Origin of the sequence: Streptomyces sp. SDr-06 (genome assembly GCF_003324565.1) — a bacterium.
GTDB lineage: Bacteria > Actinomycetota > Actinomycetes > Streptomycetales > Streptomycetaceae > Streptomyces.
In genome coordinates this window covers 345776-367522 of sequence record NZ_QOLA01000003.1, presented here as the reverse complement: position 1 = coordinate 367522, position 21747 = coordinate 345776, and the positions used below count along the sequence as shown (strand labels likewise).

At 71.8% G+C, this 21747-nt stretch carries 13 protein-coding genes; 8 read left to right on the top strand and 5 right to left on the bottom strand.

Annotated elements, in window-relative coordinates; all coding sequences use genetic code 11:
* Window positions 1-50: 50 nt before the first annotated feature.
* The gene (locus DT019_RS10050) at window positions 51-788 is read left to right on the top strand and encodes an SAM-dependent methyltransferase (protein ID WP_114036356.1); all 738 of its coding nucleotides are present in this window, start codon (window positions 51-53) and stop codon (window positions 786-788) included.
* Here DT019_RS10050 and DT019_RS10045 read toward each other — a convergent pair.
* From DT019_RS10045 to DT019_RS10035, 3 genes are all read right to left on the bottom strand, one after another.
* Entirely contained in the window at window positions 775-1275 is a 501-nt protein-coding gene (locus tag DT019_RS10045) for an NUDIX hydrolase (protein ID WP_189389393.1), read from the bottom strand. The genes DT019_RS10050 and DT019_RS10045 overlap by 14 nt on opposite strands.
* Before the next feature lie 199 nt (window positions 1276-1474).
* The gene (locus DT019_RS10040; protein WP_114036355.1) at window positions 1475-2989 is read right to left on the bottom strand and encodes an alpha/beta hydrolase family esterase; all 1515 of its coding nucleotides are present in this window, start codon (window positions 2987-2989) and stop codon (window positions 1475-1477) included.
* A gap of 352 nt (window positions 2990-3341) precedes the next feature.
* Window positions 3342-4286 (bottom strand): zinc-binding alcohol dehydrogenase family protein, encoded by a 945-nt coding sequence (locus DT019_RS10035; RefSeq protein WP_114036354.1) that lies wholly within the window; start codon window positions 4284-4286, stop codon window positions 3342-3344.
* 230 nt (window positions 4287-4516) lie between these two features.
* Here DT019_RS10035 and DT019_RS10030 point away from each other — a divergent pair, with 230 nt between their 5' ends.
* Together DT019_RS10030 and DT019_RS10025 are read left to right on the top strand one after the other, a co-directional pair.
* Entirely contained in the window at window positions 4517-5143 is a 627-nt protein-coding gene (locus tag DT019_RS10030) for a glyoxalase (protein ID WP_114036545.1), read from the top strand.
* A 923-nt stretch (window positions 5144-6066) separates the two neighbouring features.
* Entirely contained in the window at window positions 6067-8607 is a 2541-nt protein-coding gene (locus DT019_RS10025) for a collagenase (protein ID WP_223279382.1), read from the top strand.
* An 89-nt stretch (window positions 8608-8696) separates the two neighbouring features.
* Here the strand turns inward: DT019_RS10025 and phsA are convergent, their stop codons facing one another.
* Window positions 8697-10586 (bottom strand): O-aminophenol oxidase PhsA, encoded by a 1890-nt coding sequence (gene phsA / locus DT019_RS10020; RefSeq protein ID WP_114036352.1) that lies wholly within the window; start codon window positions 10584-10586, stop codon window positions 8697-8699.
* A 326-nt stretch (window positions 10587-10912) separates the two neighbouring features.
* On the opposite strand from phsA, the gene DT019_RS10015 reads away from it, so the two are divergent.
* The 5 genes from DT019_RS10015 (at window position 10913) to DT019_RS09995 (ending at window position 20009) form a co-directional block, all read left to right on the top strand.
* A complete protein-coding gene (locus DT019_RS10015; RefSeq protein ID WP_114036351.1) occupies window positions 10913-11395 on the top strand; it encodes a flavodoxin family protein in 483 nt (160 codons plus the stop codon).
* A gap of 146 nt (window positions 11396-11541) precedes the next feature.
* A complete protein-coding gene (locus DT019_RS10010) occupies window positions 11542-13089 on the top strand; it encodes a TIGR02677 family protein (RefSeq protein ID WP_114036350.1) in 1548 nt (515 codons plus the stop codon).
* A 94-nt stretch (window positions 13090-13183) separates the two neighbouring features.
* Window positions 13184-14482 carry a TIGR02678 family protein gene (locus DT019_RS10005; RefSeq protein WP_114036349.1) on the top strand — a complete coding sequence of 433 codons (1299 nt, stop codon included), beginning with the start codon at window positions 13184-13186 and terminating at the stop codon, window positions 14480-14482.
* The gene (locus tag DT019_RS10000) at window positions 14479-18585 is read left to right on the top strand and encodes a TIGR02680 family protein (RefSeq protein WP_114036348.1); all 4107 of its coding nucleotides are present in this window, start codon (window positions 14479-14481) and stop codon (window positions 18583-18585) included. The genes DT019_RS10005 and DT019_RS10000 overlap by 4 nt, the downstream gene beginning before the upstream one ends.
* Window positions 18582-20009, top strand: a complete 1428-nt coding sequence (locus DT019_RS09995) for a TIGR02679 family protein (RefSeq protein WP_223279381.1) — start codon at window positions 18582-18584, stop codon at window positions 20007-20009. The genes DT019_RS10000 and DT019_RS09995 overlap by 4 nt, the downstream gene beginning before the upstream one ends.
* A gap of 18 nt (window positions 20010-20027) precedes the next feature.
* Here DT019_RS09995 and DT019_RS09990 read toward each other — a convergent pair whose 3' ends face one another.
* Complete coding sequence (locus DT019_RS09990; RefSeq protein ID WP_114036347.1) at window positions 20028-21707, bottom strand: SWIM zinc finger domain-containing protein; 1680 nt, start codon at window positions 21705-21707, stop codon at window positions 20028-20030.
* Window positions 21708-21747: the final 40 nt, after the last annotated feature.

The following is a 21747-nucleotide window of genomic DNA, read 5'->3' as shown; positions in this document are numbered from 1 at the left end:
CGCCGGGGAAATGGCGTGCGCGGGCCCACCGCCCCTGTCAGGCTCCCCCGATGAACCAGGAACAGATCTCAAGGCTCGCCCACGCGGACCATCCGATCGCGGCCCCGCTCGACGACGGCTCGGTGCGCCACCTGCTCGACAGCGCTGTCCCGCACGGCCACGCGCGGGTGCTCGACCTCGGTTGCGGCGGAGGCGAGTGGCTGCTGCGCGCCCTCGCCCTGCATCCCGGCCTGCGGGCCGAAGGCGTGGACATCGCGGCGGGCTCGCTGGCCCACGCACGTACGGCGGCGCAGGCGCGCGGCGTGCAGGACCGGCTGGTCCTCCACGAAGAGGACGCCGCCGCCTTCACCGCGCCGCACGCCTTCGACCTGGTGCTCGGTGTCGGCGCCACGCACGCCTGCGGAGGCCTGCTTGCCACCCTCGCGGCGGCACGCGAGCATCTGGCGCCCGGCGGACGCGTGCTGATCGGCGACGGATTCTGGATGAACGAACCGTCCGCCGAAGCCATCGACATGCTGGGTGACTTCAGTGACCTGCCGACCACTCTGGACCAGGTGGTCGCCGACGGCTGGACCCCGGTCCAGGGCCACATCAGCACCCGCCAGGAGCTGGACGCCTACGAATGGGCGTGGACGGACTCGCTGACCACATGGGCCCTGGACCACCCCGACGACCCGGACAGCCCCCACGCCCTGGCGGCAGCCAACACCCACCGGGACGAATGGCTGCGTGTGTATCGGGAGGCGTTCGGTTTCGTGTGCCTCGTCCTGCGGTCTACGTCCGGCTGACGCCCCGAAGCGCCGCGGCGATCAGGTCGTGGATGAGGAACTCTCCCGCGGGCCGGTTCTCCTTGAGCCGGGGAAGGTCCTGGAGTCCGAACCAGCCGTACGCGGTGTGCCGGGACCACTCCAGGCAGGGCCGGTCCAAGTCCCCGTCGACCTCCACCAGATAGTCGGCCTCGTGGCGCACCCCGCCGTCGTCATCGCCGGTCCACGCGGTGACACCGAGCAGCCTCCGCACCCGGCGCAGACGCCAGCCGGTCTCCTCCTCGACTTCACGCGCGAGGGCGGCCAGCAGGGACTCGCCGGGCTCGACGTGGCCGCCGACGATGTCCCAGCAGTCGGGGAAGAGGGCGCGGTCGGGCCCGCGTCGCTGGGCGAAGGCCTTGCCCTCCTGGTTGAGGATGACCGCGCCGGCCGTCCAGATTTCACCGGCGCCGGGCACCGGCACCGCGACGCCGTCGTCCACGACCACGTCATGCTCCTCTTCCGGCATCCCCCCATGCTAGAACCGCCCCGTCGCCCAGCCCAGCCCACCTGTGTACGGCGCGGGCAACTTGGCTTTATCCCAAGTCAGTTGGCGCGGTCGTCGTTTGGACGATGTGATGCCCGAGCACCCGGGGCATGGTCGGGGAGAGCCGGCCCCAGGGCGTCAGCGCCGAAGTCGATGCTCTGGCCGAGCACCCGGGGGAGGCTCAAGGGCAGTGGGTGTCGGACAGGGCGAAGTAACCGGCCGGGGACTCTTTCAGGGTGTGGGTGACGAAGGTGTTGTACAGGCCCATGCTCTGGCCCGACCCCTTGGCGTAGGTGTTGCCGCCGCTGACCGTGGCCCGCCCGGCCTGCACCTGGTGGTAGTTGTCCGCCGTCCAGCACGCGGCGGTGGCGCCCGTGGTGGAGACCGTGACCGCGGCGGACCGGGCGCCCTCCTGGCCGGAGGCGTCCCGGGCGGCGACGGTGTAGGTGTGGCGGCTGCCCGGGGCGAGTCCGGTGTCCGTCACCGAGAGCGCGGCGAGCGTGGTGATCCGCGTGCCGTCCCGGTACACCGCGTAGTCGGCGGCGCCCTGGACCGCACTCCACGACAAGGAGACGCTGCTGTCGGTGACACCGGTCACGGTCAGGCCGGTCGGCGCGGGCAGGCCCGCCGGGGGCGGGGCGTCGTCGAGGTGGAAGAACTGGCCGATCCAGTAACTGGAGCAGATCGACGCGATGAAGTTGGCCGTGCCCGTGTTCCCGCACTGCTGCGCTCCGCTGCCCGGGTCGACCGGGGTGCCGTGGCCGATGTCCGGCACGCGGTCCACCTCGACGGCGGTCGAGCCGTCCGGCGCGGCGTACCGCTCCTGCCGTGTGGCGTCGGGGCCGATCGTGCGGGTCGTGGTCGGAGTCTGCGCGATGCCGTGCACGGCCGTCCACTGGTCGCGCAGCGCGTCGGCGTTCGCCGGAGCGACGGTCGGGTCCTTGTCGCCCTGCCACACGGCGACCCGCGGCCACGGCCCCCGCCACGACGGGAAGGCGTCGCGGACCCGCTGGGCCCAGACCTCAGGGGTATGGGAGACGCCGGGGTTCATGCAGACGAACGGCCCGTTGTCCTGCGTGCAGTCGTAGGGGATGCCCGCGATCACCGCGCCCGCCGAGAAGAGGTCGGGATAGTCGGCGAGCATGACCGCGGTCATCGCCCCGCCCGCGGAGAGCCCGGTGACGAAGGTGCGGGCCGGGTCGGCCCCGTACGCCGACTGGGCGTGCAGGGCCATCTCCTGGATGGACGCGGCCTCGCCCTGACCGCGCTGGTTGTCTCCGGGCTGGAACCAGTTGAAGCAGGAGCTCGCGTTGTTCGCGGACGTCGTCTCGGCGAAGACGAGCAACGCCCCTGATGTGTCGGCGAGTTGGGGCAGCCCGGAGTTGTCCGCGTACAGCTGCGCACTCTGGTGGCAGCCGTGCAGCGCCACGATGACCGCGGGGTGGGCCGGGAGGGAGCTCGGCCGGTACACGTACATGGCGAGGTTGCCGGGGTTGCCGCCGAAGCCGGTCACCGCTTCCAGGGGCACGGTGGCCGGAGCGGCGGTCGCCGGGCCCGCCCCGGGTCCGGCGGCGAACGCGGCGGCCGCGAGGAGACCCGCGAGCAGCGCGGCCGCACGACGTACGGGGCGCCGCGCGGGTGACCCGGACGGTGGCGGATCTGTCCGAGCGCTGCACCGAAGGGACAGAGACAGCATGGCGGCTCCCAGGTCGTCGGGCGGAGGGACTCCGGGCGCGTCCCGGACGGGCGGGCCCGGACGTCGTCACGCTAGGAGCGGCCACCGGCACGCGGCATGGGTCCGTTCGCCACAATCCGCTCAGGGGTGAGCTGGCGGCGGCCGATTGTGCGGGTGTCTCGAGTCTGGTAGGTGGCCCAGGGCTGGTTCGAGGTGACGGGCGAGGGCGCGCGTCGGCCGCGGCCGCGCCGAACCGGCGCCCGTCGCCCTGATGTGAGGGCTCTAGCCAAAGCCCTCCTCCGATACGGCTCCTGGGCCTCCCCGGATCGCCCGATGGCGGACGGCCTCCAGGCGGTCCGGGTCCGCGAACGGGCTACGAGAAGTCGAGGACCACCCGGCCGCGCAGCCCACCGGCCTCCAGGAGGCGGTGCGCCTTGGCCGCCTCCTCGGCGGGCAGCACGTCGGCGACATGCAGCGACAGGATGCCCGCCTCGGCCTGGCGGCACAGGGTGTCCAGCCGCTCGGTGTCGGTGAGGCCGTCGGTGACCACCACCGGGCACACACGGATGCCGCGCTCGGCCGGGCCGGACCAGCCGCGCAACTCGACCAGGGTCCCGCCGTCCGCGAGGGCGGGTACGACGTCGGTGGTCTGCGTGGAGCCGTCCACGAGGCCGGGAACGCCTTGGGGCGACAACTCCCGGACGCGGGCGGCGACATCGGGGCCGCGTTCCACGACGTGGTCGGCGCCGAATTCCCGTACGCGACGCGTGTCGTGCGGGGCGGCGTCCGCGATGACGGTCAGCCCGTCGGCCTTGGCCAGCTCGATCGTGTACCCGCCGACGGCTCCGGCCGCACCGGTCACGGCGATGGTCCCGCCCGGGGGCACGGCCAGTGCGTCCAGGGCCAGGCGCGCGGTCATGGCGTTCATGAGCAGGGTGGACGCGGCGGCGTGATCCACCCCCTCGGGCGCCGGCACCACCGAAGCGGCGGGCACCACGACATGCTCGGCGTACGCCCCGCCCCGCTCACTGGCGAACAGCACGATGGCGACCACCCGTTGACCCACGGCGAGTCGGCCGTCGGTTCCGGGGCCGAGCTGGTCGATCACACCGGCGGCGTCCATGCCGGGCACGAAAGGGGGCCGCAGGCCGGGCATGCGCACGGCGTGACCACCGCGCCGCAGCACGACGTCGGTCGGGTTCACCGCGGCCGCGTGCACCCGGATACGAACCTCACCGGGACCGGCCTGTGGTTCGGGTAACTCCACGACACGCAGGACCTCCGGACCACCGAACTCGTCAATACCTATGCCTTTCATGCCTGGTGCAACGGGCTCCCCCCGCACGGTGTTCCCGTCCCCACCAGGCCATACGTGGGTGCTCTGCGCGGGTTCAGCTGGATGCGACGCCCCTCGGAGGAGCCTTCTGACGGTGCCGCCGCAGTCCCGGGACCGGTCCCCCGGGCGCGCTACGAGAGGGCAGATCCGGTGCCCGTGACCGGGCAGGAATGGAGAAGCAGGGTCCGCGGGCCGCGCCTAGCGTGATGAGCATGACTTCCATTGAAAGCGTCACCCTCGACGTCGCCGACCGTACGGCCGCCGACCGCTTCTACGCCGCCGCCTTCGGCCTGGACGGGCAGGTACGCCTGCGCGCCGCCCCGGCCCCCAGCACCGGTTTCCGCGGGTTCACGCTCGCACTCACCGTGTCCCAGCCGGCCGACGTCCGCCTGCACATCGACGCGGCGCTCGCCGCCGGAGCCACCGCACTCAAGCCCGTCACGAAGTCCCTCTGGGGCTACGGCGGTGTCGTGCAGGCGCCGGACGGCGCGATCTGGAAGGTCGCGACCTCGGCGAAGAAGGACACCGGCCCGGCCACCCGCGAGATCGACGACTTCGTGCTCCTGCTGGGGGTGACGGACATGGCCGCGAGCAAGAAGTTCTACGTCGAGCAGGGCCTCGCCGTGGCGAAGAGCTTCGGCAGCAAGTACGTGGAGTTCGCGGCCGGAACCGGCGCCGTCAAGCTGGCGCTGTACAAGCGCCGCGCCCTGGCCAAGGACGCCGGCGTCTCCCCCGAAGGCACCGGAGCCCACCGCCTCACGATCGCAGGCGCCCCCACCGCCTTCACCGATCCGGACGGCTTCGCCTGGGAGACCTCCTCCGTGGCGGCCATGGGGTGAGGGGCGTGCGCTCCGATCACCAAGGGAGCGGAGCGGCTCGAACCCCGGGGGCCGTAACTGGCCGGCTGTCCCCTGAGGGCCCCGCATTCCGGGGTTGTGCGGGCCCTCAGCGTGAGGTGATCACCGCCTGAAGCAGCTGGCACCTGTCGGCGCGACAGTCACCTCGCATGGCGCAGCCCCGGTCCCGCCTCGTGGCGCAGCCCCGATTCTGCTTCGACCGGGCATCACGATTCGGCGTGGGCCGCCCGCCCCTCCTCCCGTGACCGCAGCCGCGCCAGGATCTGCCGGGTTTCGTCACGGACGCCCTCCGGCCGCGGCGCGAACGGGCCACTCCGGTGAGTCGGCGTTCCGTATCGCCGCGCCCAGTGCTTGATCATCGGGGGGCGTCATGCCCCCGGCGTGCCAGGGAACGTGTCGGGTTACGGCACCTCGTCCTGACGGACCGGCCCTCAACGCGGCCGCACCGCCCCTGACGCCCCAGCACGCCGCCGTAGATGCGCGGAGAGACTCCAACTGGCGCCGCAATCAGCCCAGTTGAACGAACCTGCCGGGGTACGGCACCGGCATGGCTTCAGGCCCCACACCTACAGCCGGACCTCACAAGAAGCGGCCCGCCCGCGATCAGGCATCAGGAGCCCAGAGCCCAACCCCCGCCCCGCGCGCGGCCCATGGCACCAAGACCCCCACCCCAGGAATTGCCTCCGGTTTACCCGCGCGCCCTTCCCAAGCCATGTGACATATGCAATTTTACAGACCGCACCAAGGACGCAAGCCGCGTTCATGTCAAAGAATCAGCTCGACCCGCGGGCCGCCCGGGTCCGTCCGTCGTGCCCCGGTCACGGGCGGTCGGACGGGACGCGGAGCTCGCGGTACCCCCACCGCCGCGCCTCGGGCGCGGCCGCCACACCGCTGGGAGGCGGCACGTGAACACCCGACCGGAAAGACAAGCAAGACGAAGTCTCACCGGCTTCCTGATACTCGCCCTCACGCTCTGTCTGGGCATCGCCCTGCTCGCCCAACCGGGCCGCGCCACCGCCGCGGACCGTTCCCCGAAGGCGACCACTCCCCCGGCCAAGGCCACGGGCCGCGCCGTACCGCCGCCGGTCGGCTCGACGGCCGATCTGTCCGACCGTTCCGACGCCCGGCGCAACCCGCTCGACGCCGCCCACCTGCCTCCTCCGAGGCCGATGACCTCACCGGCCAAGCCGAAGGAGAAGGCGAAGCCCAGGGCGGCGAAGGGCGCCGCCGCGTCGTGCACCCCGGGCGACTTCGGCAGCCGTACCGGAGCCGACCTGGTCGCGTTCGTCCAGGCGTCGACCACGAACTGCGTCAACACGCTGTTCAGCCTCACCGGCACCAACGCCTCCAACGTGTTCCGCGAGGCCCAGATGGTCACGGTCGCCAACGCCCTGGAGAACACCGCGCGCACCTACCCCGGTGACAACTCCACCAACGTGTGGCAGCTCGTCCTGTTCCTGCGCGCCGGCTACTACGTGCAGTCCAACAACGCCACCGACGTGGGTCCTTACGGTGCGACCCTGGCCACCGCCAGTGAGGCCGCGCTGGACACGTTCACCACGTCCTCGCACTTCATGGACGTCAGCGCCGCCAACGGCGACATCATGGGCGAGGTCCTGATCCTCACCGACAGCGCCAACGAGCAGGCCCGTTACCTCGGTACGTACATCAAGGTGCTCAACGCCTACAACAGCTCCTACGACGCGTACTGGAGCATGGACACCGCCGTCAACGACGTGTTCACCCCGCTCTTCCGCGGCCACTGGAACCCCGCCTACATCTCGGCCGTGACCGCCGACCCGAGCATTGTCGACACCCTCAGCACCTTCACGCTCAACCACCTCTCGAAGCTCAACGACACGTGGTTCTACCTCGCTTCCAACGCGGGCACGGAGACGGCGCGCTTCCTCGACACGCCCGCCCTCCAGGCCAAGGTCCGCCCGCTGGCCAAGGGCCTGCTGGACGCCTCCTCCATCACCGGCCCGTCGGCGCCCCTGTGGGTCGGGGTCGCCGCGATGACCGACGCCAACGACAAGACGCAGTGCTCGTACTACGGCACCTGCGACTTCGTCGGGCAGCTCACCGCCGCCGCCCTGCCCATCACCTACCACTGCGACGCCGGCCACACCTTCCGCGCGCAGTCCCTGACGGACGCGGCGCTCACGGCGGCCTGCACCAGCCTCCAGGGCCAGGACGCCTACTTCCACGGCATCGTCAAGGACAACGGCCCCGTCGCCGACGACCACAACAGCAACATCCAGATCGTGACGTTCGCCAGCCCCAAGGACTACCAGACGTACTCCGGCTGGATCTTCGGCAACAGCACCAACAACGGCGGCGAGTACCTGGAGGGCAACCCCTCCGACCCGAACAACCAGGCCCGCTTCCTCTCGTACGTGAAGAGCGTCAACGACGGCTTCCCGGGCGATATCTGGAACCTCAACCACGAGTACACGCACTACCTCGACGGCCGTTACGACATGGCCGGTGACTTCGAGGCCGGGCAGGCGGTGCCGGACATCTGGTGGATCGAGGGCTTCGCCGAGTACGTCTCGTACAGCTACCGGGGCATCCCCGACACCGAGGCGATCGCCGACGCCGGGCAGCACACCTACGCGCTGAGCACGCTCTGGCAGAGCACGTACGCCAACTCCGACCTGACCCGCACCTACCCGTGGGGCTACCTGGCCACCCGCTACATGATCGAGAAGCACCCCGACGACGTGCAGAACATGCTGGCCAAGTTCCGCACCGGTGACTACGCCGGCGGGTACGCGGTGTACAGCACGGGCATCGGCACCCGCTACGACGCCGACTTCACCACCTGGCTCGACGCGTGCGCCGCCGGTGCCTGCGGTGCCACGAGCGGCGGTCCGGCCGCGGCCTTCGACGCCACCGTCAACGGCATGACCGTGCAGCTCACCGACAAGTCCACCGATGCCGGAAGCACCATCACCGCACACGCGTGGAACTTCGGCGACGGCACCAGCTCCACCGCCGCCAACCCGGCGAAGACCTACACGTCGCCCGGCACGTACACGGTCACGCTGACGGTCACCGACGCCAAGGGCAAGACCGCCACCACCAGCAAGCCGGTCACCGTGACCGGCGCCCTGCCCGCCTGCACGAACGCCGACCCCCGGGTCATGGGCCAGAACTGCTCCCGCTCCGGCCGCGCGGCCACCACGGGCAACCTGGACTACATGTTCCTGTACCTCCCCGCCGGGACGGTGACCCTGCACATCACCACCACCGGTGGCACCGGCAACGCCGACCTCTACTACAACCCGAAGGGCTGGGCCACCCCCACGTCCTACACGGCCCGCTCGACGAAGGCCGGTAACACCGAGAGCATCACCGTCACCAACAAGACCGCCGGATACCGGTACATCAGCCTGTACGCGAAGACCGCGTTCAGCGGGGTCACCATCACGACGACCTACTGATCCCGACCTGTTGAACCCGTTCGGTGCCGGTCCGAGGAATCGGACCGGCACCGACGCATGGGCCCTTCAGAGCCTCCCCGGCCGCGCGCTCAGCCGCCGTGCCCCTCGTGTCCCCCGTGACCGGCCCCGTGCTCGAAGGCCATCGCTTCCTTCGGCATGACGACGAAGGGACGCATCATCCCCATGTCCTCGTGCTCCAGCAGATGACAGTGGTACATGAACCGTCCGTACGCCCCCTCGAACCGGCCCATCACCCGCAGCACCTGACCACCCGGGACCCGGAACACGTCCTTGTACCCGTGCTCGTTCGGCGCGAGGGAGATCTGGCGCTTCGGGTCGAACGCCACGGGTGTGCGGGTGCCGCCCGCCGCCCGGTCGAACCCCGACACGTCGTACGGGTCGCGGCCGAGGATCTGGAAGTCGGCCAGGTGGATGTGCATCGGGTGCGTGACGGGCGGGTTCACCGCGAGGTTGAGGAAGCTCCACTGCTCGTAGGTGCCTTCGGCGATCGTGAAGCCCAGGCCGTCGTTGAAGGTGCGTGCGATGCGGCGGTACGTCTTCGTCGTACCGTCCGCGCCGCGCACCTGGATGACGCCGTCGGCGGGAAGCCGCAGGTCTCCGGTGTCCTTGACCTCGGTCATCTCCCAGATCTCCGGGTGTCCGCCGCCGCCCCTGGTGCCGGGCGGGGTGAGCACGACGAGGCGGTGGCCGTGCTCGACGTCGTGCGTGATCCTGCGGAACGAACCGGACAGGACGTCCGGCAGCTCGAAGCCGTCTCCCGGTTCGCCGGGGTCCTCGCACGTGCCGACGCGGAACTCCGTGACCTGCGGATAGCGCACGTCCCCCGCCACGTCCGGCACGCCCGGCGCCGCGTTCGGCCCCTTGTTGACGAAGCGGACGGTCCGGCCCGCGAGCGCCCGGAAGTCGATGAGGAGGTCCATCCGCTCGGCCGGGGCGACCGTGAGCGTGGGCAGGTCGTCGTCGAAGTCCACGGGCACGGGGCTCGGCAGGAACCCGCCGTCGCTGCCGATCTGGTGGAGGACTCCCGGCACCGGCCGGTCGTGCTCGTCGACGAGCACGAGGTCGTAGATGCGGGCGTTGGACGCGTTGACCAGGCGGAAGCGGTACCAGGCGGGGTCCACCTCGGCGTACGGCCAGATGCGGCCGTTGACCGTGGTGTACGGGCCGGTGAAGGGGAGCGACACCGGCCTGCCCGTCTCGGCGTTCTTCGGGTCGACGATGACGGTCTTGTGCAGCAGGCGGCCGTTGAGCCGCCCGTCGGCGTCCGTGTCCAGGTTGCGGTCGGCCAGCAGGAGCGGTATCTCCCGTTCACCACAAGGGAGTTGGAGCGCGTCCTCCTCGTCGTCCCGCACCAGGTAGGTGCCGTACAGACCCGTGTGGACGTTCCACCGGGTGATGTTCATGGCGTGGTCGTGGTACCACCACTGCACCGCCCGGTGGTCGTTCGGGTACTCCGAGAGCTGGGCGTCGCCGTACCCCACGGCGTTGTCGGCCCAGCCGTCGTTGCCGCCCCCGGTACGGGCGCCGTGCAGGTGGGTCACCGTCCAGGCGGGCAGCGCCGCGACGTCCTTGCCGGGCTCCACTCCGCCGCGCCCCGGTTCGGTGGACGGTGACGGCGTGGCGAGCGGAACCTCTACGGAGGTGACGGGATACTCGCTGCCCTTCGGGACGCGGTTGGTCCACGCGATGCGCACCCGCTGGCCGCGCCGCACCTCGATGGTGGGTCCTGGCACGATCCCCGCGTAGCCCCACATCAGGGTGGGCGGCAGCTGGGGGTGCAGGCGCACCCACGTAGGCCGTACGGCGATCTCGGTCTCCTCGCGTACGTCGCCCGAGGCGGGACGCAGCACCGGCGGGACGGGCAACGGCGCGACGTAGGGCGCCAGTTCACCGTCCTTCGGGGCCGGTGAAGCCTCGCCGGTCGGGCGGTCCGCGATGCGTTCGATGATGTCGGTCAAGGTAGAACACCCCCGTGTTCTCGTCTGTGCGCACCGCCGCGCGGGTCAGCGCGTGCGGTGGCCCCCGTCGGGCAGCCCGGTCAACGGCCACCCACATCAGTGGACGCCGGGCACCCCAGGAAAGTTCACCGCGTTCCCCTTTTCGGCCGCGTCCCGTGGCCTGCCCGTCCGGCGCGGGTGCTGCGGGGCACCCGCACCGATACGGCACCCAGAAGGTGACGCGAGTCACAGTCGAGAGGTGTCACGCTCCCGGGGTCGGGCGGTGTCCTATGCGCGTCCGCAAGGTTCCACCGCACTGACAGCGCGGAAGTGAGAGGAGCATCGCCATGAAGGCCATGATCGTGAGTGTCTCCGTGTCGCACGGCAACACGAAGAGGGTCGCCGACGTGATGGGCCAGGTCCTGGAGGCCACCGTCGTCACCCCCGAGGAGGTCGATCCGGCGGAACTGGCCTCCTGCGACCTCGTGGGGTTCGGCTCGGGGATCTTCCTGATGGCGTTCCACCCGCGCCTGGTCGAGTTCATCCGGTCGCTCCCGCGGGAGCAGCGCGGCAAGGCGTTCGTCTTCTCCACGAGCGGGCTCCCCGAGACGCCGCTCCGCCCCTTCACCCGTCCCCTGCTCCAGCTCCTGGAGCAGAAGGGTTTCGAGGCGGTCGACGCCTTCTCGTGCCGCGCCCTGGACACATGGTTTCCGTTCAAGCCCATCGGCGGCATCCGCAAGAACCGTCCCAACGCCGATGACCTGATGGCGGCTCGGACCTTCGCCGAAGGCCTGCGAGCCCGCGTCGAGGCCACGCCCCGGCGCGCCTGAGGGGGCGCACCACACGGTCTCGGCTGGGGCGCACGTCGGCGGCCTCGCATGCCGCAGGCAGGTCGGCGGCTTTCGGCCAATTACCCTCTGTGCATCCTTGGCCTGGATTATTGAGGGCGGCTGCTCGTCCGACAGAATGGTCGGCGATGACCGTCACACCGTCCGGGCCGGATGCCGCCGGTTACAGCCCTTTCGCCCACCTCACCGCGCCCAACGCCCCTCTCTACCGGCAGGTGATGCGGGCCTTTCTCGCTGCCAAGGAGCGGTTCGCGGTCCATCTGCGTCCCGATGACGTACTGGCCGCGCTGCCCGCAGGGGACCGTCCGGTCGAGCTGGACTCCGTGGTCAAGGCGCTCGACAGCCTGGTGGAGTGGGGCAACCTGCGGGCCGACCCGGACACCGCGCGGGTCACCGCCGTCGAGGACTTCTACCGCAAGCGGTTCATCTATCAGCTCACCCAGGCCGGGGAGGCGGCCGAGGAGGCGCTGTCCGCGTACGACGAGGCGCTGGGCCGGCGCGGTGCGCTGCAGGCCGTCGCCCTGCACGACATCGTCACCCAGCTGCGTGCCTTGCTGGTCCTGGCCGCCGAGCAGGCGCCTGATCCGGCCAAAACACATCTCGCACTCGACGCGCTGGCCAGCCGGTTCTCGGCCCTCGCCGACAATGCGCGGGCCTTCATGGGTTCCCTCCAACGCACCATCGATCTCCACGGCGTCGAGGAGGAGGCCTTCCTGGCGTACAAGGACCAACTGATCCAGTACCTGGAACGGTTCATCCAGGATCTGATCACCCTCGGCGGGCGCATCGCCCAGCTGATCCTCGAACTCGACGACCACATCAGCCCCTTGCTGCGTACCGCTGCGGCACGCGAGGCCACCGACGCCTCGCCCGAGCAGGAGGCGCACGCCGAGCAGGAGGCCTACGAGCGCTGGGCGGGGCGCTGGGCGGGGCTTGCCGGCTGGTTCGTGAGCCGGGACGGGCGCGAGTCGCAGGCGCGACTGCTGCGCGGCCGCGCCCTCGGCGCCGTACCCCAACTGCTTGCCGTGGTGCGGGCGTTGAACGAGCGTCGTGCGGGGCGTTCGGACCGTTCCGCCGACTTCCGCACCCTGGCCCGCTGGTTCGCCGAGGCCCCCGACGACGCCGACCGGCACCGGCTGTGGCGTACGGCGTTCGGGCTCTACCCGGCCCGCCACCTCAGCGTCGACGCCGAAACGCTGGCCGAGCGCACCGCCCACCCCGTGCCCGCCGCCACCCCGTGGGGCGCGGCCGATCCCCTGCGCATCAGCCCTCAACTGCGCCGCACCGGCAGCTACGAGCGGCGCGGCAGGTCCCGAAAGGTCGAGGACCGCTCGGCCGCCCGGCGCCACCTCGCCGAGCTCGCCGCCAAGCAGGCCGCCGAGACAGTGGCCGCCCGCGCCCGCCTCGCCACCCGCGGCGCGACCCGTCTGTCCGAGCTGGGCGAGCTCGACCCACTCGCCTTCGGGCTCTTCCTCCAGCTGCTCGGCGACGCGCTCGCCACCTGGCGCCCGGGCATGACTCGCACCAGCGCGAGCAGCGGCGACGGCTCCATGGAGATCCGGCTCACCGCCCTCGCGGACGGACGGATTGCCGAAGTCCGCACTCCCGGCGGCACCTTCCGCGGCCCCGACCACGCCATCGAGATCACCGACCTCACTGTGAGGGAAGAGCGATGAACCCCAGCAGCGACCCACCGTCGGGCACCGAGGCGGTGCGCCCCGCCATAGGCCCGGCGCCGGGCCGATACATCCCGTGGGCGGGAGGGGCCCGATGAGCACGCCCCTCGCCCAGGTCTTGGAGGGCCAGCATGCCGCCGATGTGCGCAAGGCCGCCCGGGCGCTGCTCGCCGAGCCCCTGCTGCTCGCGCGCGGCCCTCATGCGGACGCGTTCCGACTGGTGCGCCGACACGCGACGGAGCTGCGCGAGTGGTTCGACCGCAACACCGGCTGGTCGCTCCAGGTGGACGCCGAGACCGCACGGCTGCGCAAGACTCCGGGCACCCTCACCGACCCCACCCACCCCGCGCGGGAGACCAATCGGAGTGCCGCCCCGTTCACCCGGCGCCGCTACGTCCTGCTCTGTCTCTCTCTGGCCGCTCTGGAGCGCGGCGAGGCACAGATCGCGCTCGGCCGCCTGGCCGATCAGGTCGTCATCGATGCCGCGGATCCCCAACTGGCGGCCACTGGCATTGAGTTCACTCTGGACCGCCGCGACGAGCGCCTCGACCTGGCCGCCGTCGTACGGCTCCTGCTGAGCCTCGGGGTGCTCCGGCGCGTGGCCGGGGACGAGGAGGCGTACGTCAGCGGTGCGGGAGACGTGCTGTACGACGTCGAGCGACGGGTGCTCGCCGGACTGCTCGCCGCCCGCCGCGGCCCCTCCCTCATCCAGGCGGTCACGTTCGAGGAGAGGCTGTCCGAGCTCGTCGCCGAGACTGCCCTGGACAGCGACGATCTGCGGTTCCGGGCGATGCGCCGTTCCCTGACCCGCCGGCTCCTCGACGACCCGGTGCTCTACTACGACGACCTCACCGATGCGGAACTGGCCTATCTCACCCGCCAGCGCGGATTCCTCACCGCCCGCATCGGCGAACTGACCGGCCTGGTCGCCGAGGTGCGCGCCGAGGGCATCGCCATGGTCGACCCCGACGACAGCCTCACCGACGTACGCATGCCCGAGCAGGGCACCCACGGGCACATCACGTTGCTCCTCGCCGAGCACCTGGCCGCCTGCGCCGGCCCCGTCGCCACGGAAGAACTGGAGCGGCGGGTGCGGGAGCTCGCGGCTGAGCACGGCGGGTTCTGGGCCAAGTCCGCGCGCGAACCCGGCGCCGAGGCCGAACTGGTCGAGCAGGCCATCTCGCGACTCGCGGCTCTCGCACTCGTGATCCGTACAGGGGATGCCGTCGTGCCCCGCCCGGCGCTGGCCCGGTACGCCGTCGGGGAGGCAGTCGTCCTCGAACCGGGACAGCCCGCACCAGCAAGGCCATCCCGAAAGTCCGCGGCGCGAAAGCCTGCCTCGGGCCGGCCCGCCCCGGAACTGCCCGCCCAGCGAAGGACCACTGATCGATGACCGTCCTGCCCGCTCCATGCCGAACCCGCTGGCAGCCGCTGCGCATCGGGCTCGTCGACCTCTTCCACTACGACGTGGAGGAGTTCCACTTCCGCGACGGGCGCCTGCTGCTGCGCGGCAACAACGGCACCGGCAAGTCCAAGGTCCTCGCCCTCACCCTGCCCTTCCTCCTCGACGGCGACCTCACCCCGCGCCGGGTGGAACCGGACGGCGACCCGGGCAAGCGCATGGAGTGGAACCTGCTGCTCGGTGGCGAGCATCCGCACCCGGAGCGTCTGGGCTACACCTGGATCGAGTTCGGCCGCCGGGACGAGAACAGCGGCGAGGAACACTTCCGCACGCTCGCCTGCGGGCTCAAGGCCGTTGCCGGAAGGGGCATCGCCCGCCACTGGTACGCCGTCACCGACCAACGCGTCGGGGCGGGCTTCAGTCTCCTCGACGCGACCGGTACCGCCCTGTCCCGCGACCGCCTCGCCGAGGCGATGGCAGGACGCGGGATGGTGTACGACCAGGCCAAGACCTACCGGCGGGCCGTCGACGAAGCACTGTTCGGGCTTGGCGAGCAGCGCTACGGCGCCCTGGTCGATCTGCTCATCCAGCTCCGCCAGCCCCAGCTGTCCAAGCGCCCCAACGAGAGCGCTCTCTCCCGCGCCCTGACCGAGGCACTGCCGCCGATGGATCAGGCCGTCATCGCCGATGTCGCCGAGGCGTTCCGCTCGCTGGACGAGGAGAAGGACGAGCTGCGGGCGGCGACCGAGGCCGAGCGCGCCGCCTCCGCCTTCCTCGACCACTACCGGCGCTACGCGCGCATCGCCGCCCGCCGTCGGGCCCGCCTGCCGCGCACCGAGCACTCCCGCTACGAGCACCTGCAGCGCGATCTGACCGAGGCGCAGTCGCTCAAGGAGGCCGCCGAGCGGGATCGGGCGGAGGCAGCAACGCGCATCACCACCCTGGAGGAGAGCGAGGCGCGGCTCAAGGCGCACGACGCCGCGCTGCGCGAAGGCCCCGAGATGCGCAGCGCGCGCGAGCTGGAGCAGGCCGCCGCTCACGCCGAACGAACCGCACAGGCCCAGTCCCGTGCGGAGGCCGACCGCGCGCAGGCCGCCGTGCTCCACACCCGGGCCCTCGGCCGCCTCGCCGCCGCAGGGAACAGGCTGGCCTCCGCGCAACAGCAAGCCGAGAGCCTTCTCGTACGCGCCCGGGAGACCGCCGCACAGGCACGTGTCGACCTCGGCGAGGAGCCGAACCAGCAGACCGCCGAGAACGCCCTGGACCGCAGGCGCCGCACCCTCACCCATGTCGAGAACCTCCTGGACAGGGCGGATGAGGCCGCCCGCGAGCGTCTCGCCTCCTCTCGGCGCCTCGACGAGGCGGAGGCCGATCTCGCACACGGCACGGAGGCACACGCCCAGGCCGAAGCATCGGCTTCGCAGACGGGCCGGGCTCTGTTGGATTCCGTACGCGAACACAGCACCCGGTGCCGCGAGCTGACGTACGAGGACCCGGTGGGTCTGCTGGACGAGCTCCAGGACTGGGTCGGCCACTTGGACGGACCGTACCCGGCGCGGGTGCACGCCGGGCATGCCCATCGCGCCCGCTCCACCGAACTTGCCGATAAGGCAGCAGAGTTGAGCAGCCGACGCAAGGAGCTGGCCGAGCGCGCCGCACAAGCCAGCACCGAACTTGCCGCTTTGGAGGCCGGCGGCCAGCGCGGCCCCGACGCCCCGCACACCCGGACTCCCGGAGTGCGCGAACAGCTCCTGGGCGCGCCTTTGTGGCGGCTCGTCGACTTCCACGACACCGTCGCCCCCGGCGAACGCGCGCACCTCGAAGCGGCCCTTGAGGCATCCGGGCTCCTCGACGCCTGGGTGCAACCCGACGGCAGCGCCCTTGCCGACGACGGCCACGACGTCCTGCTCGCCCCGCACGCCGGGCCCGTCACCGGGGCCTCCCTGGCCGATGTATTGCGTCCGGCCGTGGACCACGGCGATGCGCGGGCAGCGGCCGTCGGCGAGGAAGCGGTAGGACGGCTCCTGACTTCGATCGGCCTCGCACCCCTCCCCGCGTCTCACGAAGCCGCTGCTCCCCCCGGGCCCTCCTGCGACACCTGGGTCGCCGCTGACGGCCGCTTCCGCCTCGGAGCGCTCACCGGGAGTTGGACCAAACCCGCCCCCGAGTACGTCGGCGAAGGCGCGCGCGAGGAAGCCCGGCGCGCCCGCATCGACGCGCTGGGCGCTCAACTGGCGGCGCTTCAGGCCGAGTCGGAGCGTGCCGCGACCGAGGCACAGACCGTATCCGAACGCCGCCGCACCCTCGATTCCGAGCTCGCCTCCGTACCCGACGACGCCCCGCTGCGACAGGCGCACTCCCATGTAAGCGCCGCCGCCGACACGGCCCGCCGGGCCCGCGCGCGCCGAGAGGAGCGTGCCACCGACCTCACCGAAGCCGCTGAACGAGCCGAGCGCGCGGCATCCGAACTGAGCTCCACGGCAGCAGACTTGGACGTGCCGGCCGACCGGAACGGCTTGGCGGCCGTCCGCCAGTCCCTCGCCGACCTCGCCACCGTGCTGGCCGCCCTGTGGCCCGCGCTGAGCCAGCGCGGCGAGGCCGACCGTACGGTCACCGAGGAACGCGCCGAGGTCGAGCAGGCCGGTCAGCGCACCGCCGAACTCGCCCTGCGGGCCGAGGACGCGGCCCGCGAGGCCGCCGCGGCCGACGAACGCCACCGCACCCTGCGCTCCACGGTCGGCGCGGCCGTCGCCGAACTCGAACGCCGCCTCACCGACGCCGCCGAAGCGCTCCGGAGCTGCGCCGTCGATCAGCGGCACGCCCGCGAGCAGCACGGCGAGGCCGACCGGCGCGCCAGCCGCGCCGAGGGCCGCATCGAGCAGCTGGAGAAGGACGTCACCGATGCGGCCGCCAGCCGCGCGGACGCCATCACCGCGCTCCAGCGCTTCGCCACCACCGGCCTGATCCGCGTCGCCCTGCCCGACCTCGACATCCCGACCCCGGACGAAGGGCCCTGGGCGGCCACTCCCGCCGTCGCCCTGGCCCGTGCCATCGAGGCCGCCCTGGCCCAGACCGATGACTCCGACAGCGCCTGGGAGCGCATCCAGCGCCGCCTCAGCGAAGAACTCACGATCCTGCAGAACGCCTTGTCTCGGCACGGCCACACCGCCTCCGCCCGCATGGTCGAGGACGGCATGGTCATCGACATCGTCTACCAGGGCCGCCGACGCTCCGTGCCCGACCTCGCCGCCGCCCTCACCGTCGAGGTCGGCGAACTCACCCGCATCCTGTCCGCGCACGAACGCGAGGTGCTGCAAACCCACTTGATCACCGAAGTCGCCGGAACCCTCCAAGAACTCATCGGTGCCGCCGAACGCCAAGTGCAGTCCATGAACCGCGAGTTGGAGGACCGCCCCACCTCCACCGGAATGCGCCTTCGCCTGGTGTGGCGCCCCTCCCGCAAGGCCCCCGCCGGACTGCCCCAGGCCCGCGAACGACTGCGCCAGTCCGCCGACGCCTGGACCGCCGAGGACCGTATCGCGGTCGGTGAGTTCCTCCAGGCGCAGATCGCCCAGCAACAGAGCGACGACACCTCGGGCACCTGGCTGGAACATCTCACCGCTGCCCTCGACTACCGTTCCTGGCACGAGTTCGGGATCGAACGCCAGCAGAGCGGCCGCTGGGTCCCGGCCACCGGACCCGCCTCCGGCGGTGAACGGGCCCTGGCCGTGTCCATCCCGCTGTTCGCCGCCGCGTCCTCCCACTACGCCAGCGCGGGAAACCCGCACGCACCGCGTCTGGTCACCCTCGACGAGGCATTCGCGGGTGTCGACGACGACTCCCGCGCCAAATGCCTGGGCCTGCTCCACGCCTTCGACCTCGACGTGGTGATGACCAGCGAACGCGAATGGGCCTGCTACCCGCAGGTCCCGGGAATCGCGATCGCCCAACTCTCCCGCATCGACGAGGTGGCCGCGGTCCTGGTCACCCGCTGGGAGTGGGACGGCGCCGCCCGCGTCCCCGGCGAGGATCCCGGGCACAGGGCGGCGGCGGACACCGCCGACGCGAGCGCCCAGGAATCGCTGTGGACGTGAACACCGAACGAGTCGATGGCGCCCGGCTGCCAGCCCAGAGTGAGCCGCACGTCGACGACGAACGCGAACGGACCGACCACGCCAGCATGGCTGCCCAGGATGAGCCGAACGTCGACGACAACGGCGACGGGACCGACCGCACCAGCGTGCCCCCACCCGCCACCGCGGACCTCGCCGCCCCCGACAACCGGCCCGCCCCCGACGCGCAGGTCGACACCGCACGCCTGCGCCGACTGCTCGGTACTCCCGACCTCGCATGGCTCGTGGAGCGCGTGCACCGCCGTCTGGAACGCGGACAGCCGCTGTCCGGCCCCATCTCGCTGGCCGCGCCGACCGACGCCCAGCGTGCGGCGGCCGAACGCCTCCTGGGCCGGCCCCCTCGCGAAGGCCGGTCCCTGACCGTGCGCCTGGAGGCCGTGGACGCCGTCCTGCGCCGCTCCGGCATCAGCCCCGACGGCCTCGCGGCTGCGCACACCGCGCTCTCCGGACCCGTCATCCCGCTCAACCAAGCCCGCGACGACGAGGCCCGGGCCTGGCACCGGGCGTACGACCCCCTGCTCACGCTCACCCACAACCGCCCCGAACTCGCCGACTGGGCAATCCGGATACGCGACGACGGCCTCGTGCGACGTCTCGCGCGCACCCCCGACGCCGCCCGCACCCTGCTCACCGACCTGGCGACAGCCCTGCACGAGCTCCCCGTCGACCCGCCCGTCTCCCTGCCCGCCTTCGCCGCCCGCCTCCTCGGCAGCGCTCATGCCCTGGACGACGCGACGCCCCTCGCCACCCTGACGCTCTCCGGCATCCGGGCCCTCACCGCCTTCCCCAGCGGCAGCGGCGCCGAGTGGCGACGCGAGGCCTGGGCTTCGGCAGGGCTGCTGCGCGACGCCCTCTCCTCCACCGTCCTCACCCTCAACCTCCACGGCACCGCCGCCCTCGACGCACTGGCCGCATCGGGCGAGCCCGCCGTTCTGACGCTCCGTCAACTAGCCCGCCAGGCGCCCGAGATGAGGGCCGCCACAATCCACGTCTGCGAGAACCCGGCCGTGCTGGCAGCGGCTGCCGACACGTACGGCTCCGGCTGTCCGCCCCTCATCTGCCTCCAGGGCCAGCCCTCGGCCGCCGCCCTCACCCTGCTGCGCCACCTCCACACCCGCGGCGCGGCCCTCCGGTACCACGGCGACTTCGACTGGGGCGGCCTGCGCATCGCCGCCACCCTGCTGCGCCACGTGCCTTGGCAACCCTGGCGCTACACGGCCGCCGACTACCGGGAGGCAGCAGCCAGCGCCACAACACCCGTTCCCCTGTCCGGCACCCCTACTGACTCCCCCTGGGACCCCGGCCTCGCCCGCGCGCTCAGCGACATCGGCCACCGCGTCGAGGAGGAGGCGGTTCTGGACACGCTCCTCGGCGACCTGACGTGACGCACCTGGGCTCAGCGCTCAGAGACCCTGCTCGTCCAGCGTCTTGATCAGGTTGCGCTTGCGTTTCTGGTCGGCGCGCAGGGTGGCGAGGTAGGCATCGAACTGCGCCTGCGTGCCCAGGAGTTGGTGGCACTCCCGGGCGGCGAGCAACAGCCGGGCCACCTGCTGATAGGTGCGGTCCCCCGTTCTCTGCCTGAGCGGTTCGATCAGGCGCAGGTAGACCGCGAGCGCATCGGCCGGCCGCGTGTCCTTCGAGCGGTCCGCGAGGGTGAGCCACTGCCGGTCGTCGGCACGCCCCTGGGCCGCCTGCCAGGCGGCGTCCAGGTCTCCGTCGTCGAGCAGGGCGTCGACCAGTACAGGGCCGCCGTACCCGCCACGACGCGGCTCCCCCGCTTCGGCACGCAGCACCTCCAGCGCGGCCTCGCGTTCCGCCTTCCAGCAGCCCGCGGCCTCGGCGGCGGTGCGCAGCACCTGGTAGGCGGCAACGGAGCGGCGAGCCTGAAAGCGCTCTCGGCGGACCGCTACCACGTCGGCCGTACGGCCCGTCTGCGCGTAGCGGGCACAGACATAGTCGGCGAGCCGGTCGTCGACGTTCTCGGACTTCCTGCTCTCCCGCAGTCCGCGCTCGGCCCAGTCGAGAGCCTCGGCCTCGCGCCCGGCCGCGTCCAGCTCCATCGCGATCCTGAGGTGGGTGGTGCCGGTGGGGGAAAGGTGGGCGGCGTACACGGCGATCAATGCGTCCACGTTTCCCTCCGCCTTGACCAGCCGCTCCATCAGGTACTTCTCCGCCCACCCGTTGGGGGCTCGGCGCAGGGCGGCGGCTGCCAGCTCCCGCGCCCGGGCCAGGCCCGCCGGGCCGAGGACCTTGCGGTAGTCGACCAGGTCGATGTCCGTGACGTCGTTGAGATCGCTGAGCAGGTGCCGGACCAGCCATTCAGCCGTCTCCACCGGGTCCGGCCTAGCCGCGTTGCAGGCCTGAAGGTGAACGTCGGCGAGGTCCCGCCCGACGTCGCCGACCGCTCCGCTGGAGTCGTCGATCTCCCCGTAGGTCTGGCTGAGCGTCCGGATCGCCTCGCGCGCCAGGACCACCGCCTCGTCGGCTCGGCCGCCAGAGGCGAGCGCGCGCAGCGCGTCCACCGCCTCGGCTGCCTGTTCCGCGTAAGCGCCCGCGTCCTCGTACTCGACGTATCCGTAACGGGCGAAGGGGCGCACATCGAGGAAGGCCATGACGCGCTCGCGGACCACGTCCATGTCCGAGCGGGCACTCGCGGCCCGCAGCTCCAGGCGACGGCGCAGCCTCCGGTCGTGGGCGATCTGCTCGCGCAGCAGGGCGACGAGCTCATCGTGCGACAGCGACGTGAGCCAGGTGTCGAGGCCCTTGGTCCGTTTCGCGGCGGCGGCCCGCTGGCGTGGGATCGCACTCGCCTGCCGCAGGACGGTCAACCCCACGGCCACGCAGTGCTTGCAGAAGTGGCCCTCCTGCCCGTACGGGCAGTTGCACTCGCCGAGGACCCCGCGTTCCCGGTCCTCGGTGAGCTCGACCTCGTAGGCGTCGGTGCCCTGTACGGTGGCCGTGAACCAGCCGTCACCGACCTCCAGGCCGGACACCGCGTCAAGGTATCCACGTCCCCGCTCGAAGGACCGCTCGCCGGCCCGCGCCAGCAGATCGTCCTCGGCGAAACCCAGCTTGCTTGCCATATTCCCTATTCAACCGGAACGTTCACACCGACGGACTCGG

Excerpts from the sequence above, each read along its gene's own strand:
- DT019_RS09990 (WP_114036347.1), bottom strand. The coding sequence starts at position 21,707 with ATGGCAAGCAAGCTGGGTTTCGCCGAGGACGATCTGCTGGCGCGGGCC.
- DT019_RS10010 (WP_114036350.1), top strand. The coding sequence starts at position 11,542 with ATGACCGTCACACCGTCCGGGCCGGATGCCGCCGGTTACAGCCCTTTC.
- DT019_RS10045 (WP_189389393.1), bottom strand. The coding sequence starts at position 1,275 with ATGCCGGAAGAGGAGCATGACGTGGTCGTGGACGACGGCGTCGCGGTG.
- DT019_RS10050 (WP_114036356.1), top strand. The coding sequence starts at position 51 with ATGAACCAGGAACAGATCTCAAGGCTCGCCCACGCGGACCATCCGATC.
- DT019_RS10005 (WP_114036349.1), top strand. The coding sequence starts at position 13,184 with ATGAGCACGCCCCTCGCCCAGGTCTTGGAGGGCCAGCATGCCGCCGAT.
- DT019_RS10040 (WP_114036355.1), bottom strand. The coding sequence starts at position 2,989 with ATGCTGTCTCTGTCCCTTCGGTGCAGCGCTCGGACAGATCCGCCACCG.
- DT019_RS10030 (WP_114036545.1), top strand. The coding sequence starts at position 4,517 with ATGACTTCCATTGAAAGCGTCACCCTCGACGTCGCCGACCGTACGGCC.
- DT019_RS10035 (WP_114036354.1), bottom strand. The coding sequence starts at position 4,286 with ATGAAAGGCATAGGTATTGACGAGTTCGGTGGTCCGGAGGTCCTGCGT.
- DT019_RS10000 (WP_114036348.1), top strand. The coding sequence starts at position 14,479 with ATGACCGTCCTGCCCGCTCCATGCCGAACCCGCTGGCAGCCGCTGCGC.
- DT019_RS10015 (WP_114036351.1), top strand. The coding sequence starts at position 10,913 with ATGAAGGCCATGATCGTGAGTGTCTCCGTGTCGCACGGCAACACGAAG.